We start from the raw sequence: 13,208 nt of genomic DNA on the forward strand, positions 1-13,208 counted from the left end.
AAATCCAATTGTGTCAATCGTTCGCGAACAGTCTATTTTTCTTGAAAAAATAGGCTTTTTTTCTAAAAATCCCTAGTCAAGCGCTTTATTTTTTTGTATAATAGAAGTAGCAAAGTATAGATAAGAAGAGAAAAGCATGATTACACTATTTCTATCACCGAGCTGTACATCATGTCGTAAGGCAAAGGCCTGGCTAGAAAAACATAAGGTGCCCTTTGAGGAACACAATATCATGACCAGTCCCTTAACAAGAAAAGAATTGCAACACATTCTTTCCTTGACCGAAAATGGTACTGATGACATCATTTCAACTCGTTCAAAAATTTTTCAAAAATTGAATATTGATGTAGAGAGTATTTCGGTATCGGAATTGCTTCATTTGATTGAGCAGTATCCTAGTCTTTTGCGTCGTCCGATTATTATCGATGCCAAACGCATGCAGATCGGTTTTAATGAAGATGAGATTCGTGCTTTTCTCCCTCGTAGTTACCGTAAGCAAGAACTAAAAGAAGCAAGAATGAGAGCTGGTATTAGTTAATGAACAAACAGTATAGTTACCCACTAGATTTGTCGTGGAGCACTGAAGAACTTGCTTCAGTGCTTTCTTTTTTTAATGATGTTGAAGCTGCCTATGAAGGCAAGGTAGAGGCTAAAAAGTTACTGGACTCCTATAAGGGATTCAAAGCGGTCGTGCCAAGCAAGAGTGAAGAGAAACGTTTGGGACGAGAATTTGAAACGATTAGTGGCTATTCGCTTTACCGAGCAGTTCAGACTGCTAAGGAAAAAGGGGAAGGAAAGATTTCTCTTGGAAAGTAAATTTGAATTTGCCAAAGAGCTTGTTAAGAGAGCGGGCCAGTACATCCTTGACCATATGCAGGAAGACTTGCGTGTTGAAACCAAGTCCTCTCCAACAGATTTGGTGACCAAACTGGACAAGGAAGTTCAGGAACTCTTGGTTGGTGAGATTTTGTCCCGTTATCCTGAGGATAAGATTTGTGCTGAAGAAGGGTGTCTGCGAGCCTCGGTTCAAGAGGGCAAGGTTTGGGTTATTGATCCGATTGATGGGACCAATAATTTTGTAGCCCAGCAGGAAGATTTTGCTGTTATGATGGCTTATTTTGAAAATGGTCAGGGACAGTTTGGCCTGATTTATGATGTGGTCAAAGGGGATTGTTATCACGGTGGTGGAGCCTTTCCTGTTTATCTAAATGATAAGCCCCTAGCTCCCTTTAAAGCAAAACCACTTGGAGATTTTCTCATTGCAGGCAATAGTGGCATGCTGGAAACCAATGAATGGGGTCTGGCTGATTTGGGTCGATCGGTCCTCGGTGTACGTGTCTATGGGAGTGCGGCCATTAGTTTTGCCAAGATTTTGTCAGGGCATTTGTTGACCTATGTCACTTATCTGCAACCATGGGATTATGCTGCGGCTAGTATTTTAGGGGAAAGTCTGGGATATCGGATTGTGACTCTTTCTGGTGAAACTCCTAATTTTCAAACCAGACAACCGGTCATGATGCTACCTCTTGAGATGCAGGAGGAAATTCAGTCCTATATTTACGAAAGGAAAAGAACTTAAATGCAATTTCCAAAAGGATTTGTTGAAAAATATGAAGAGATACTAGGAGATGAGGCAAGAGATTTTCTTGCCTCTTTTGAGGAGGAAGCGGTTTCGGCCTTTCGAGTCAATCCTTTAAAAGAAGCGCCAGTTTCCTTTCCTGATGCCATTCCTCAAACTCCTTGGGGTCACTATGGTAAGGTTTCAGGGAAATCGCCTGAGCATGCTACTGGCTTGGTTTATTCGCAAGAACCTGCTGCCCAGATGGTGGCTCAGGTAGCCCAGCCCAGTCCTGGGATGAAGGTTTTGGACTTGGCAGCTGCACCAGGAGGTAAATCCACTCAACTGGCAGCCTATCTAGCAGGGGAGGGGCTACTTGTTTCCAATGAAATTTCAAGCAAACGGGCTAAGATTTTAGTAGAAAATATGGAGCGCTTTGGAGCGACAAATGTTGTGGTGACCAATGAATCTGCTGACCGCTTGGCCAAGGTTTTTAAAGGCTATTTTGACCTCATTGTCCTTGATGCCCCTTGCTCTGGTGAAGGAATGTTTCGTAAGCAGCCAGATGCTATGGACTATTGGAGCTTAGATTATCCGAGTCAATGTGCTAGCTTGCAAAGAGAAATTCTGGAGGATGCAGTTACCATGCTAGCTGAAGGTGGTCGTCTGGTTTATTCAACCTGTACCTGGGCACCTGAGGAAAACGAAGAGATTGTCAATTGGTTGCTGGAAGAGTATGATTTTGATTTGTTGCCAGTAGAGCATATCAATGGAATGGTAGCTGGTATTGACCTGCCAGAAACGGCTCGGATGTATCCTCATCAGTTTAAGGGAGAGGGTCAGTTTGTCGCTCATTTACAATTTAAAGGCGAAAATCTAGCACCAAAATGCAAGGCAAGTAAGAGCAATCTCAGCCGTGAACAAGTTGCCTTGTGGCAGGAATTTGTCCAAAAACACTTGAAAATCAATCTAAGGGGAATCTTGCAGACTTTTGGTGACCAACTTTATCTCCTGCCCGAACTCTTGCCAGATTTAGGGAAACTCAAGATTGCTCGGAATGGCCTGCATCTGGGTACCTTTAAGAAGAAACGCTTTGAACCCAGTTTCGCTCTTGGACTAGCCTTGAAACCGAGTCAGGTCAAGCAGTCGGTTGAAATTGACCAATATGAGTTTGTAAAGTATGTGGCTGGAGAAACCGTTCAGCTGGAGGAAAGTCTGCCAAATGGTTGGTATCAAGTTTTGGTTCAAGGCAATGGGTTGGGCTTTGCTAAGGTGACTGGAAATGTTTTGAAAAATTATTTTCCAAAAGGTCTCAGATTCAAGTGAAAATGCTAGTCAAAGTAGCTTGTCTATGTTATAGTGGAAGTATGGATTTTTTCAAATTGTCTTTCATTTTAAGTCAAAATTGGTGGAGAAGATAACTGAGTAAATTTCAAGTAAAATCAAGCTAAGAACTTCAGTTGGCTCCCAATTTTCAAAAGAAAAACATAAATAAATAGTTGAAAAAATTCACAGCATTCACCATTATTTTCAAGGAGAAAAACAGTGAAAAAAAGGAAAAAACTCGCTCTATCCCTTGCAGCTCTTTTGCTGGCAGGTTCTTTGGCGGGATGTGCTAGCTGGATTGATCGTGGAGAATCCATGACAGCTGTTGGCTCAACGGCTCTTCAGCCCTTGGTCGAAGCAGCAGCAGATGAATTTGGCTCTCTGCACGTTGGAAAAACAGTCAACGTCCAAGGTGGAGGATCTGGTACAGGTCTGTCTCAGGTTCAGTCTGGAGCTGTTGATGTAGGAAATTCAGACGTATTTGCCGAGGAAAAAGACGGTATCAACGCATCCGCTCTAGTGGACCATAAGGTAGCCGTAGCGGGCTTGGCGGTCATTGTAAATAAGGAAGTTGATGTTGAAAATCTGACAACTGAACAACTCCGTAGCATCTTTACAGGCCAAGTGGCCAACTGGAAAGAAGTCGGTGGGAAGGATTTAGCCATCTCTATTATCAACCGTGCAGCAAGTTCAGGTTCACGTGCCACCTTTGATAGTGTTGTCATGGATGGCCAATCTGCCGTGCAGAGTCAAGAACAGGATTCAAATGGGATGGTCAAAAATATTGTTTCCCAGACACCAGGAGCCATTTCTTACCTAGCCTTTGCCTATGTAGATGACTCAGTTAAGCGAATGAAGTTGAATGGCTATGAGCCGATTGCAGAAAATGTTACAAGCAATAACTGGCCTTTGTGGTCTTATGAACACATGTACACCCTAGGTCAACCAAATGAATTGGTGGCAGAATTTCTCAACTTTGTCCTCTCAGATGAAGCGCAAAGCGGAATCGTTAAGGGAATGGGCTATATTTCTGTTAAGGAAATGAAGGTTGAAAAAGATGCTGTAGGAACGGTGACAGCACTAGAAGGGAGTCACTAATGAATCAAGAAGAATTAGCTAAAAAATTACTTTCTCCCTCAAAGAACTCTCGTCTAGAGAAATTAGGAAAAGGCTTGACCTTTGCCTGCCTGTCTTTGATTGTCATCATTGTGGCCATGATTTTGATTTTCGTAGCTCAGAAAGGCTTGTCGACCTTCTTTGTCAATGGAGTTAATATTTTTGATTTCCTATTTGGCCAAACTTGGAATCCTTCAGATAAACAATTTGGTGCCCTTCCCATGATTTTGGGCTCCTTTATTGTCACAATCCTGTCAGCTCTTATCGCAACTCCTTTTGCCATTGGTGCGGCAGTCTTTATGACCGAGGTCTCACCAAAAGGTGCTAGAATCTTGCAACCAGCTATTGAATTGCTAGTTGGGATTCCTTCAGTCGTGTATGGATTTATCGGTTTGCAGGTCGTAGTTCCTTTTGTCCGTAGTGTCTTTGGTGGGACTGGTTTTGGGATCTTGTCAGGTATTTTCGTTCTCTTTGTCATGATTTTACCAACGGTAACCTTTATGACAACCGATAGCTTGCGTGCGGTGCCTCGTCACTACCGCGAAGCTAGTTTGGCTATGGGAGCCACTCGTTGGCAAACCATCTGGCGCGTGACCTTGAAGGCAGCGCGTTCAGGGATTTTCACCGCAGTGGTCTTTGGGATGGCGCGTGCCTTTGGTGAGGCCTTGGCCATTCAGATGGTGGTCGGAAACTCAGCTGTTGTCCCAACTTCATTGACAACACCTGCTGCGACCTTGACCTCTGTCTTGACCATGGGTATCGGAAATACCGTTATGGGAACAGTTGATAATAACGTTCTCTGGTCACTGGCCTTAGTCTTGCTCTTGATGAGTTTGGCCTTCAACAGTGTGATTAAATTGATTACGAAAGAAAGAGGAAAGAAAAACTATGCACGCTAAGAAATTAGATAAAATTGCAACAGCTGTCCTCTACTCAATTGCAGGAATTATCGTTGCCATCTTGGCATCCTTGATTCTTTATATCTTGGTTCGTGGTTTGCCCCACGTCTCTTGGTCTTTCTTGACTGGCAAATCATCTTCTTACCAAGCAGGCGGAGGGATTGGAATTCAGCTCTATAATTCCTTCTTCCTTTTGGTTATTACCTTGATTATCTCTGTTCCTTTGTCTATGGGGGCTGGGATTTTCCTAGCTGAATATGCTAAAAAAGGTCCTGTGACCAATTTTGTCAGAACCTGTATTGAAATCTTGTCTTCACTGCCATCAGTGGTTGTAGGTCTCTTTGGTTACTTGATCTTTGTAGTTCAGTTTGAGTATGGATTTTCAATCATTTCAGGTGCCTTGGCCTTGACAGTCTTTAACTTGCCTCAGATGACTCGTAATGTCGAGGACAGTTTGAAACATGTTCACCATACGCAACGTGAGGCTGGTCTGGCCCTTGGGATTTCTCGTTGGGAAACTGTGGTTCATGTGGTCATTCCAGAAGCCCTTCCAGGTATTGTGACTGGGGTTGTCTTAGCTTCTGGTCGTATCTTTGGTGAGGCTGCTGCTCTTATCTATACAGCAGGGCAATCTGCACCAGCACTAGACTGGTCTAACTGGAATATTCTCAGTGTGACTAGCCCAATCTCTATCTTCCGTCAAGCAGAAACCTTGGCTGTCCACATTTGGAAAGTCAACAGTGAAGGTACTATTCCTGATGGAACCATCGTATCAGCAGGTTCTGCCGCCGTGCTCCTCATCTTTATTCTCATTTTTAACTTTGGAGCCCGCAAACTCGGAAGCTATTTACATAAGAAATTAACCGCTGCCTAAAGGAGAAGCCATGTCAAAATATAATTGGGATGAAAAGCATATCATCACCTTTCCTGAAGAGAAAGTGGTCCTCTCTACTAAGGATTTACATGTTTACTACGGTAAAAAAGAATCCATCAAGGGCATCGATATGCAATTTGAAAAAAATAAAATTACGGCCTTAATTGGCCCATCTGGATCAGGAAAATCAACCTACCTCCGCAGTCTTAACCGTATGAATGATACGATTGATATTGCCAAGGTAACAGGTCAAATCCTCTATCAAGGAATTGACGTTAACCGTCCAGAAATCAACGTTTATGAGATGCGTAAACACATCGGAATGGTTTTCCAACGACCAAATCCCTTTGCCAAGTCTATCTACCGCAATATCACTTTTGCTCATGAACGTGCAGGAGTTAAGGACAAGCAAGTCTTGGATGAAATTGTGGAAACCTCTCTTCGTCAAGCTGCCCTTTGGGATCAGGTCAAAGACGATTTGCACAAGTCAGCCTTGACCCTATCAGGTGGTCAGCAACAACGTCTCTGTATCGCTCGTGCTATCTCTGTTAAACCAGATATTCTCTTGATGGATGAACCAGCGTCAGCCTTGGATCCCATTGCGACAGCCCAGCTGGAAGAAACCATGCTGGAATTGAAGAAGGACTTTACCATCATCATCGTAACCCACAGTATGCAGCAGGCTGCGCGTGCTAGTGATTACACAGGATTTTTCTACTTGGGTGACTTGATTGAGTACGATAAGACCTCTAATATTTTCCAAAATGCCAAACTACAGTCAACCAATGACTATGTAACAGGACACTTTGGATAGAAAGGAAACAGTATGACAGAAGCGATTTTACAGGTGTCAGACCTGTCCGTTTACTACAATCAAAAAAAGGCCTTGAATAGTGTTTCCCTATCTTTCCAACCTAAGGAAATTACAGCCTTGATCGGTCCATCTGGATCAGGGAAGTCAACCCTCCTCAAGGCTATCAACCGCATGGGGGACCTCAATCCAGAGGTGACCACAACTGGTTCGGTGGTTTACAACGGCCACAACATCTACAGCCCGCGTACAGATACAGTTGAATTGCGGAAGGAAATCGGTATGGTTTTCCAACAACCAAACCCCTTCCCTATGTCTATCTACGAAAATGTTGTTTATGGGCTTCGTATCAATGGAGTGAAGGACAAGCAAATTCTGGATGAGGCGGTTGAAAAAGCCTTGCAGCGTGCTTCTATCTGGGATGAGGTCAAGGATCGCCTGCATGATTCAGCTATCGGGCTTTCAGGTGGACAACAACAACGTGTCTGTGTTGCCCGTGTCTTGGCAACTAGTCCTAAAATCATTCTCTTGGATGAACCGACTTCAGCCTTGGACCCTATCTCTGCTGGGAAGATTGAGGAAACCTTGTATGGTCTAAAAGATAAATACACCATGCTCTTGGTTACACGTTCCATGCAACAAGCCTCTCGTATCTCTGACAAGACAGGATTTTTCCTAGATGGAGATTTGATCGAGTTTAACGATACCAAGAAGATGTTCCTCAACCCACAACACAAGGAAACAGAAGATTATATTTCAGGAAAATTTGGATAAGGAGATAAATGATGTTACGTTCTCAATTTGAAGAAGATTTGGAGAAATTGCACAACCAGTTCTATGCTATGGGACAAGAAGTGCTATCCCAAATCAATCGGACAGTGCGTGCCTTTGTTACGCATGACCGTGATTTGGCCAAAGAAGTCATCGAAGACGATGCAGAAGTAAACGAATACGAAGTGAAATTGGAGAAGAAATCATTTGAAATGATTGCCCTTCAACAACCGGTTTCTCAGGACTTGCGTACAGTTCTAACAGTCTTGAAGGCTGTATCTGACTTGGAACGTATGGGTGACCATGCCGTTTCTATTGCTAAAGCGGCAATTCGTATGAAGGGTGAGCAACGTATCCCAGCTGTTGAAGAAGAAATCAAGAGAATGGGTCGCGATGTCAAGAATTTCGTCGAAGCAGCCCTTGAACTCTATCTGAATGGTTCAGTAGACAAGGCTTATGAAGTAGCAACCATGGATGAAAAAATCAACCATTACTTTGATAGCATTCGTGACTTGGCTACAGAAGAAATCAAGAAGAATCCTGATGCCATTGTTACAGGTCGTGATTATTTCCAAGTGATTGCCTTCTTGGAACGTATTGGAGACTATGCTAAGAATATCTGTGAATGGGTTGTTTACTTTGAAACAGGTAAGATTGTCGAACTATAAAATAGATTTATTCTGTATAAAAAGGAGCTTGAAATCAACTAACAGCTCCTTTTTTGAATGAAAAAAATATTTTTAAGATAAAAATTCAAAAAAATACTTGACAAGTAGCTTGGATAGAGTTATAATTATACAAAATTAACAGAGAGGTTGTTTATTTATGAAATTAAAAAAATGGATATTTGTTTTATGTAGCTTTCTTGCAAGTTTCTTCTTAGTGGCTTGCCAGTCAGGTTCTAATGGTTCTCAATCAACTATTGAGGCCATTAAGCAAAAGGGGAAATTAGTTGTGGCTACTAGTCCTGACTATGCACCTTTTGAATTTCAGTCTTTAGTTGACGGAAAAAACCAGGTAGTCGGTGCGGATATTGATATGGCCCAAGCTATCGCTGATGAACTTGGGGTAAAGTTAGAAATTTCAAGCATGAGTTTTGACAATGTCTTGACCAGTCTTCAAACTGGTAAGGCTGACCTAGCAGTTGCGGGAATTAGCGCTACTGACGAGAGAAAAGAAGTCTTTGATTTTTCAATCCCTTACTATGAAAACAAGATTAGTTTCTTGGTTCGTAAGGCTGATGTAGAAAAATACAAAGATTTAACTAGCCTTGAAAGTGCTAATATTGCAGCTCAAAAAGGGACTGTTCCTGAATCAATGGTCAAGGAACAATTGCCAAAAGCTCAGCTGACTTCCCTAACCAATATGGGGGAAGCTGTCAATGAATTACAGGCTGGAAAAGTAGATGCTGTTCACATGGATGAGCCTGTTGCCCTTAGCTATGCTGCTAAAAATGCCGATCTAGCTGTCGCAACTGTCAGCTTGAAGATGAAGGATGGCGAAGCCAATGCAGTTGCCTTTAGAAAAAATAGTGTTGATTTGAAAGAAGTGGTGGACAAGGTCATCCAAAAACTCAAGGATGATGGTAGCTACCAAAAATATCTTGAAAAAGCGGCAAGCCTAACAGAAGTGGAAGAATAATACTCAATGAAAATCAAAGAGCAAACTAGGAAGCTAGCCGCAAGCTGCTCAAAGCACTGCTTTGAGGTTGTAGATAAGACTGACGAAGTCAGTTACATATATCTACGGTAAGGCGACGCTGACGTGGTTTGAAGAGATTTTCGAAGAGTATAAGAAAAAAGCAGAGTTGGAAGTCAATCCAATTCTGCTTTTAAATAGTCTAAAACATTTTCTAGATTGTCTAGGGACACCTTGGCAAATTGATAAGGACAAGCATCCAAGTAAGCCTCTTCAAAGAAGTCCAAGCCCAGTTGGCTGTGTTTGAGACTAGCAATTTTAGGATAATGTCTCAGGTCTAGCAATAAACCATCGTGTAGGGGAAAGTGAGGGAGGGGACAAGGAGTGTTAGCTAGTCTTTCCTCGATTTGTTTTTGGTAAGTTTCCTGATTGGACAAGCGAGCTAGCCGATTTTTCTCAAATAATTGACTGTCAATATAGAGTGACAGGGCCTTTTGCATGATGAGGTTGCTGTCGTAGTCTAGGATATTTTTGTAGGCCACAAAGGCTTCTTTGATAGCATTTGGAAGAATGAGTGCCGTTATCCGCAGGGCTGGAAAGAGGCTGGTTGAGAAGGATTTGATATAAATAACGCGCTCTGTTGTATCTAGATAGTGGAAGGTCTGGCCCTTCTTGGAATCCAAATCTCCCAAATAGTCGTCCTCTACGATATAGACTCCATACTTGGCAGCTAAGTCAAGGATAGCCAGTTTGTCCTGCTCTGAATAGGAATGCCCCAGAGGATAGTGAAAACGAGGAATGGTGTAGAAAAACTTAATCTTTCCTGTCTTGAAGTGACCTTCCAGCTCCTCCAAGTCAATCCCATCAATGCCTCGTTCAATCGTTTGATAGTCCAGCCCTTGAGCAATCAAGAGGCGATTCATCCGATGATAGGTCGGCTGTTCCACCAAGATTTCCTTAGCTTGACTAGGAAAGGAAATTTGAGAGAGGATAAACAAGGCTTGTTGGGTTCCAGAAGTCAATACCAGTTGGTCAGCCTTGCAGTAGAGAGCTTGGTCAAAGAGAAGTTTATGAATGGATTGTCTTAGGTCTTCTAATCCTTCTTGGTTGTCATAGTAGTTAAAAAGGTAGTTTTCCCGGCCAATCAAGGTTTCATTGACACAGAGTCGGAAATCGTCATAGGCACTGGCATGTTCGTCAGTGACTTCGATTTCTAGATCCTGATGTTGCCCTTGTTCTAGGACATAGTAACCACTCTGGGGCTTGGCATAGAGGTATTGTTCGTGCCGTAATTCCAGCAAGGCTCGCTGAATGGTGTCCTTGCTACAGTGAAAGTCAAGGCTCAGTTGACGGATAGAAGGCAGGCGACTTCCCGTCGGAAAACGTCCAGACTCGATACCACTTTTCAGATAGGAAACGACCTCTTGGTACTTGCTTTGTTTCTTCATTCCAGACCTCCCTTGATTTTGTTACATTGTACCTTTTTTTTTCCTTCTTGGCAATGTCTAGAGTGTTTCTCTCGTTCACATCTAGGGGCAAATGTGGTATACTTAGGAGTAAGATTTATAGAATAACAGACAAGAAAGTGAATGGATAAGAACGTGCAGGAACCAGTGAAATTATTTCAATACAATACCCTTGGAGCCTTGATGGCTGGCCTTTATGGTGGTACCATGACAGTAGGAGAATTGCTAGAGCATGGTGACCTTGGTTTGGGAACCTTGGATTCCATTGATGGGGAATTGATTGTCTTGGATGGCAAGGCTTATCAGGCCAAAGCGTCAGGAGACCAGCCAGAAATTTTGGAAGTATTACCAGATGCCCTTATTCCTTATGCTGCAGTAGTACCGCATCAGGCAGAGGTCATTTTCCGCCAGCGCTTTGAGATGACAGACAAGGAATTGGAAGAACGAATTGAGTCTTATTATGATGGGGAAAATCTTTTCCGCTCTATCAAGATTCGTGGGGAATTTTCACATATGCATGTGCGCATGATTCCCAAGTCGACACCAGATACCAAGTTTGCTGATGTCGCAACCCATCAACCTGAATATAGTCGTGACAATGTGGCGGGAACCATTGTTGGTTTCTGGACGCCTGAGATTTTCCATGGGGTCAGTGTGGCAGGCTACCATCTGCACTTCATATCAGATGATTTGACCTTCGGTGGACATGTCATGGACTTTGTCATCAAGGAAGGTATTATTGAGGTGGGAGCTGTTGACCAATTGGATCAACGTTTTCCAGTCCAAGACCGTCAATACTTGTTTGCCAAGTTCAATGTTGACGAGATGAGAAAAGATATTGAAAAGGCAGAATAGGAGACGAAAATGACTATTCATATTACCATTACCATGGTGCTTTTGCTGGCTTTCTTGATAGGAAGCATTTGGTATGCCAAAAAGAAATATCAGATTAATTTATCTGTCTTGGGCTTGGGGGCTGTCGCCTTCTTTGTCTCTTCACAGATTTTGGAAAAACTGGTGCATATCTTGGTTTTGCATCCTCAAAAAGACGGTAGTATTGCCCTCTTGCAAGACCATCCGCTTGTCTATATCATCTATGGCCTAGTCATGGCAGCATTTTTTGAGGAAACAGCTCGCCTTATTTTCTTCAAATGGTTGGAGAAAAAGAGAAGTTTGGAAAAGGCAGATGCCTTGGCTTATGGGTTAGGTCATGGTGGTTTGGAATTGATTTTCCTGGGCCTTACTAGTTTGCTTAATCTCTACATTGTTCTCTCAGCAGTTCAAACTCAGAATCCACAGGTCATACAATTGCTGTCTGAAAATATGTTGAAAACTATTCAGTCGCTATCAGTCTGGCAGATTTATTTGCTTGGTTTTGAGCGAATCTTGGCGCTAGGTTTTCAATTACTCTTGACAGTTTGGGTTTACCAAGCTGTTCGCCAGAAGAAATGGATTTATCTCCTAGCAGCTTATGGTCTACATGATTTCTTTGACCTGGTACCATCTCTAGCTCAAGTAGGATGGATTACAAGTCCAGTCTTGGTTGAAGTTATTCTACTAGTTGAACTGTTCCTAGTTGCCTATGTAACCAAGAACATATTTTGCAAAAAAATATAAAAAGGGGGAAATCTCTTTTTTTGTGCAAAATTTAATAAGGTCTTTTTCTGGTCGTCAAATGGTCTTAAAAATGGTATAATGGAATGAATTTTGTAAAAGGAAGAGTGTCATGTCAGTAAAAGAAAAAATGCTTGAAATTTTAGAAGGGATTGATATCCGTTTCAAGGAACCCTTGCATAGCTATAGTTATACAAAAGTAGGTGGAGAGGCCGATTATCTGGTCTTTCCACGAAATCGTTTTGAGTTGGCTCGCGTTGTTAAATTTGCCAATCAAGAAAATATCCCTTGGATGGTTCTTGGGAATGCCAGCAACATTATCGTTCGTGATGGTGGGATTCGTGGATTTGTCATCTTGTGTGACAAGCTCAATAACGTTTCTGTTGATGGCTATACTATTGAAGCAGAAGCTGGTGCTAACTTGATTGAAACAACTCGCATTGCCCTTCGTCATAGTTTGACTGGCTTTGAGTTTGCTTGTGGTATTCCTGGAAGTATCGGTGGTGCTGTCTTTATGAATGCGGGTGCCTATGGTGGCGAGATTGCCCACATCTTGCAGTCTTGTAAGGTCTTGACTAAGGATGGAGAAATCGAGACCCTGTCTGCCAAAGATTTGGCTTTTGGTTACCGCCACTCAGCCATTCAGGAGTCTGGTGCAGTTGTCTTGTCAGCTAAATTTGCCCTAGCGCCTGGAAATCATCAGGTTATTAAGCAAGAAATGGAGCGTTTGACTCATTTGCGTGAACTCAAGCAACCTTTAGAATATCCATCTTGTGGTTCGGTCTTTAAGCGTCCAGTAGGGCATTTTGCAGGTCAATTAATTTCAGAAGCTGGCTTAAAAGGCTATCGTATCGGTGGTGTTGAAGTGTCTGAAAAGCACGCAGGATTTATGATTAATGTTGCTGACGGAACGGCTAAAGACTACGAAGACTTGATTGAGTCTGTGATTGAAAAAGTCAAGGAACACTCTGGCGTTACTCTTGAGAGAGAAGTCCGTATTTTAGGAGAAAGCAAGTAGGAAGCTATATTTGAAAAGCTGCTGCTATGTCATGGAAAGGGGGTGAAAGCCTATCGTCAGTGCAGAAGAATGTAGGCAGTTCAATCTCCTACAAGAGGTAGTGGCGGCCTGACAGAG

General features: G+C 42.6%; 15 protein-coding genes. 14 read left to right on the plus strand and 1 reads right to left on the minus strand.

Features of this window, described 5'->3' with window-relative positions; genetic code table 11:
* Positions 1-136: 136 nt before the first annotated feature.
* From RWO85_RS01000 to RWO85_RS01050, 11 genes are all read left to right on the plus strand, one after another.
* Positions 137-538 carry a Spx/MgsR family RNA polymerase-binding regulatory protein gene (locus RWO85_RS01000; protein WP_000631255.1) on the plus strand — a complete coding sequence of 134 codons (402 nt, stop codon included), beginning with the start codon at positions 137-139 and terminating at the stop codon, positions 536-538.
* The gene (locus RWO85_RS01005) at positions 538-816 is read left to right on the plus strand and encodes a UPF0223 family protein (RefSeq protein WP_314413407.1); all 279 of its coding nucleotides are present in this window, start codon (positions 538-540) and stop codon (positions 814-816) included. The genes RWO85_RS01000 and RWO85_RS01005 overlap by 1 nt, the downstream gene beginning before the upstream one ends.
* Complete coding sequence (locus RWO85_RS01010) at positions 806-1,579, plus strand: inositol monophosphatase family protein (protein WP_314413409.1); 774 nt, start codon at positions 806-808, stop codon at positions 1,577-1,579. Before RWO85_RS01005 ends, RWO85_RS01010 begins: the two co-directional genes overlap by 11 nt.
* The gene (locus tag RWO85_RS01015; RefSeq protein WP_314413411.1) at positions 1,580-2,884 is read left to right on the plus strand and encodes an RsmF rRNA methyltransferase first C-terminal domain-containing protein; all 1,305 of its coding nucleotides are present in this window, start codon (positions 1,580-1,582) and stop codon (positions 2,882-2,884) included. It begins immediately after the preceding gene.
* Between the two features lie 219 nt (positions 2,885-3,103).
* Positions 3,104-3,982, plus strand: coding sequence for a phosphate ABC transporter substrate-binding protein PstS family protein (locus RWO85_RS01020; RefSeq protein ID WP_314413413.1), 879 nt, complete (start codon positions 3,104-3,106; stop codon positions 3,980-3,982).
* The gene (pstC, locus tag RWO85_RS01025) at positions 3,982-4,899 is read left to right on the plus strand and encodes a phosphate ABC transporter permease subunit PstC (protein WP_261201979.1); all 918 of its coding nucleotides are present in this window, start codon (positions 3,982-3,984) and stop codon (positions 4,897-4,899) included. Before RWO85_RS01020 ends, pstC begins: the two co-directional genes overlap by 1 nt.
* A complete protein-coding gene (pstA, locus tag RWO85_RS01030) occupies positions 4,889-5,773 on the plus strand; it encodes a phosphate ABC transporter permease PstA (protein ID WP_125386473.1) in 885 nt (294 codons plus the stop codon). The genes pstC and pstA overlap by 11 nt, the downstream gene beginning before the upstream one ends.
* Before the next feature lie 10 nt (positions 5,774-5,783).
* Positions 5,784-6,587 carry a phosphate ABC transporter ATP-binding protein PstB gene (gene pstB, locus RWO85_RS01035; RefSeq protein ID WP_314413415.1) on the plus strand — a complete coding sequence of 268 codons (804 nt, stop codon included), beginning with the start codon at positions 5,784-5,786 and terminating at the stop codon, positions 6,585-6,587.
* Positions 6,588-6,599: 12 nt separating this feature from the next.
* Positions 6,600-7,358: a phosphate ABC transporter ATP-binding protein PstB gene (gene pstB / locus RWO85_RS01040; protein ID WP_000133482.1), complete on the plus strand. Its 759-nt coding sequence runs from the start codon at positions 6,600-6,602 to the stop codon at positions 7,356-7,358.
* Between the two features lie 11 nt (positions 7,359-7,369).
* The gene (gene phoU, locus RWO85_RS01045; protein ID WP_077804909.1) at positions 7,370-8,023 is read left to right on the plus strand and encodes a phosphate signaling complex protein PhoU; all 654 of its coding nucleotides are present in this window, start codon (positions 7,370-7,372) and stop codon (positions 8,021-8,023) included.
* Between the two features lie 157 nt (positions 8,024-8,180).
* A complete protein-coding gene (locus RWO85_RS01050) occupies positions 8,181-8,996 on the plus strand; it encodes an ABC transporter substrate-binding protein (protein WP_314413417.1) in 816 nt (271 codons plus the stop codon).
* 173 nt (positions 8,997-9,169) lie between these two features.
* On the opposite strand, the gene RWO85_RS01055 is transcribed toward RWO85_RS01050, so the two are convergent.
* Entirely contained in the window at positions 9,170-10,441 is a 1,272-nt protein-coding gene (locus tag RWO85_RS01055) for a PLP-dependent aminotransferase family protein (protein ID WP_314413419.1), read from the minus strand.
* Between the two features lie 141 nt (positions 10,442-10,582).
* Here RWO85_RS01055 and budA point away from each other — a divergent pair, with 141 nt between their 5' ends.
* The 3 genes from budA (at position 10,583) to murB (ending at position 13,091) form a co-directional block, all read left to right on the plus strand.
* Entirely contained in the window at positions 10,583-11,314 is a 732-nt protein-coding gene (gene budA, locus RWO85_RS01060) for an acetolactate decarboxylase (protein WP_314413421.1), read from the plus strand.
* A gap of 9 nt (positions 11,315-11,323) precedes the next feature.
* Entirely contained in the window at positions 11,324-12,076 is a 753-nt protein-coding gene (locus tag RWO85_RS01065) for a YhfC family glutamic-type intramembrane protease (protein ID WP_314413423.1), read from the plus strand.
* A 109-nt stretch (positions 12,077-12,185) separates the two neighbouring features.
* Positions 12,186-13,091: a UDP-N-acetylmuramate dehydrogenase gene (gene murB / locus RWO85_RS01070; RefSeq protein WP_314413425.1), complete on the plus strand. Its 906-nt coding sequence runs from the start codon at positions 12,186-12,188 to the stop codon at positions 13,089-13,091.
* Positions 13,092-13,208 lie beyond the last annotated feature (117 nt).

Source organism: uncultured Streptococcus sp., assembly GCF_963521865.1.
In the GTDB taxonomy this organism is placed as follows: Bacteria; Bacillota; Bacilli; order Lactobacillales; family Streptococcaceae; genus Streptococcus.

Coding starts and splice junctions, on each gene's coding strand:
- RWO85_RS01000 (WP_000631255.1), top strand. CDS start 137: ATGATTACACTATTTCTATCACCGAGCTGTACATCATGTCGTAAGGCA.
- RWO85_RS01005 (WP_314413407.1), top strand. CDS start 538: ATGAACAAACAGTATAGTTACCCACTAGATTTGTCGTGGAGCACTGAA.
- RWO85_RS01015 (WP_314413411.1), top strand. CDS start 1,580: ATGCAATTTCCAAAAGGATTTGTTGAAAAATATGAAGAGATACTAGGA.
- pstC (WP_261201979.1), top strand. CDS start 3,982: ATGAATCAAGAAGAATTAGCTAAAAAATTACTTTCTCCCTCAAAGAAC.
- pstA (WP_125386473.1), top strand. CDS start 4,889: ATGCACGCTAAGAAATTAGATAAAATTGCAACAGCTGTCCTCTACTCA.
- pstB (WP_314413415.1), top strand. CDS start 5,784: ATGTCAAAATATAATTGGGATGAAAAGCATATCATCACCTTTCCTGAA.
- pstB (WP_000133482.1), top strand. CDS start 6,600: ATGACAGAAGCGATTTTACAGGTGTCAGACCTGTCCGTTTACTACAAT.
- phoU (WP_077804909.1), top strand. CDS start 7,370: ATGTTACGTTCTCAATTTGAAGAAGATTTGGAGAAATTGCACAACCAG.
- RWO85_RS01050 (WP_314413417.1), top strand. CDS start 8,181: ATGAAATTAAAAAAATGGATATTTGTTTTATGTAGCTTTCTTGCAAGT.
- RWO85_RS01055 (WP_314413419.1), bottom strand. CDS start 10,441: ATGAAGAAACAAAGCAAGTACCAAGAGGTCGTTTCCTATCTGAAAAGT.
- budA (WP_314413421.1), top strand. CDS start 10,583: ATGGATAAGAACGTGCAGGAACCAGTGAAATTATTTCAATACAATACC.
- RWO85_RS01065 (WP_314413423.1), top strand. CDS start 11,324: ATGACTATTCATATTACCATTACCATGGTGCTTTTGCTGGCTTTCTTG.
- murB (WP_314413425.1), top strand. CDS start 12,186: ATGTCAGTAAAAGAAAAAATGCTTGAAATTTTAGAAGGGATTGATATC.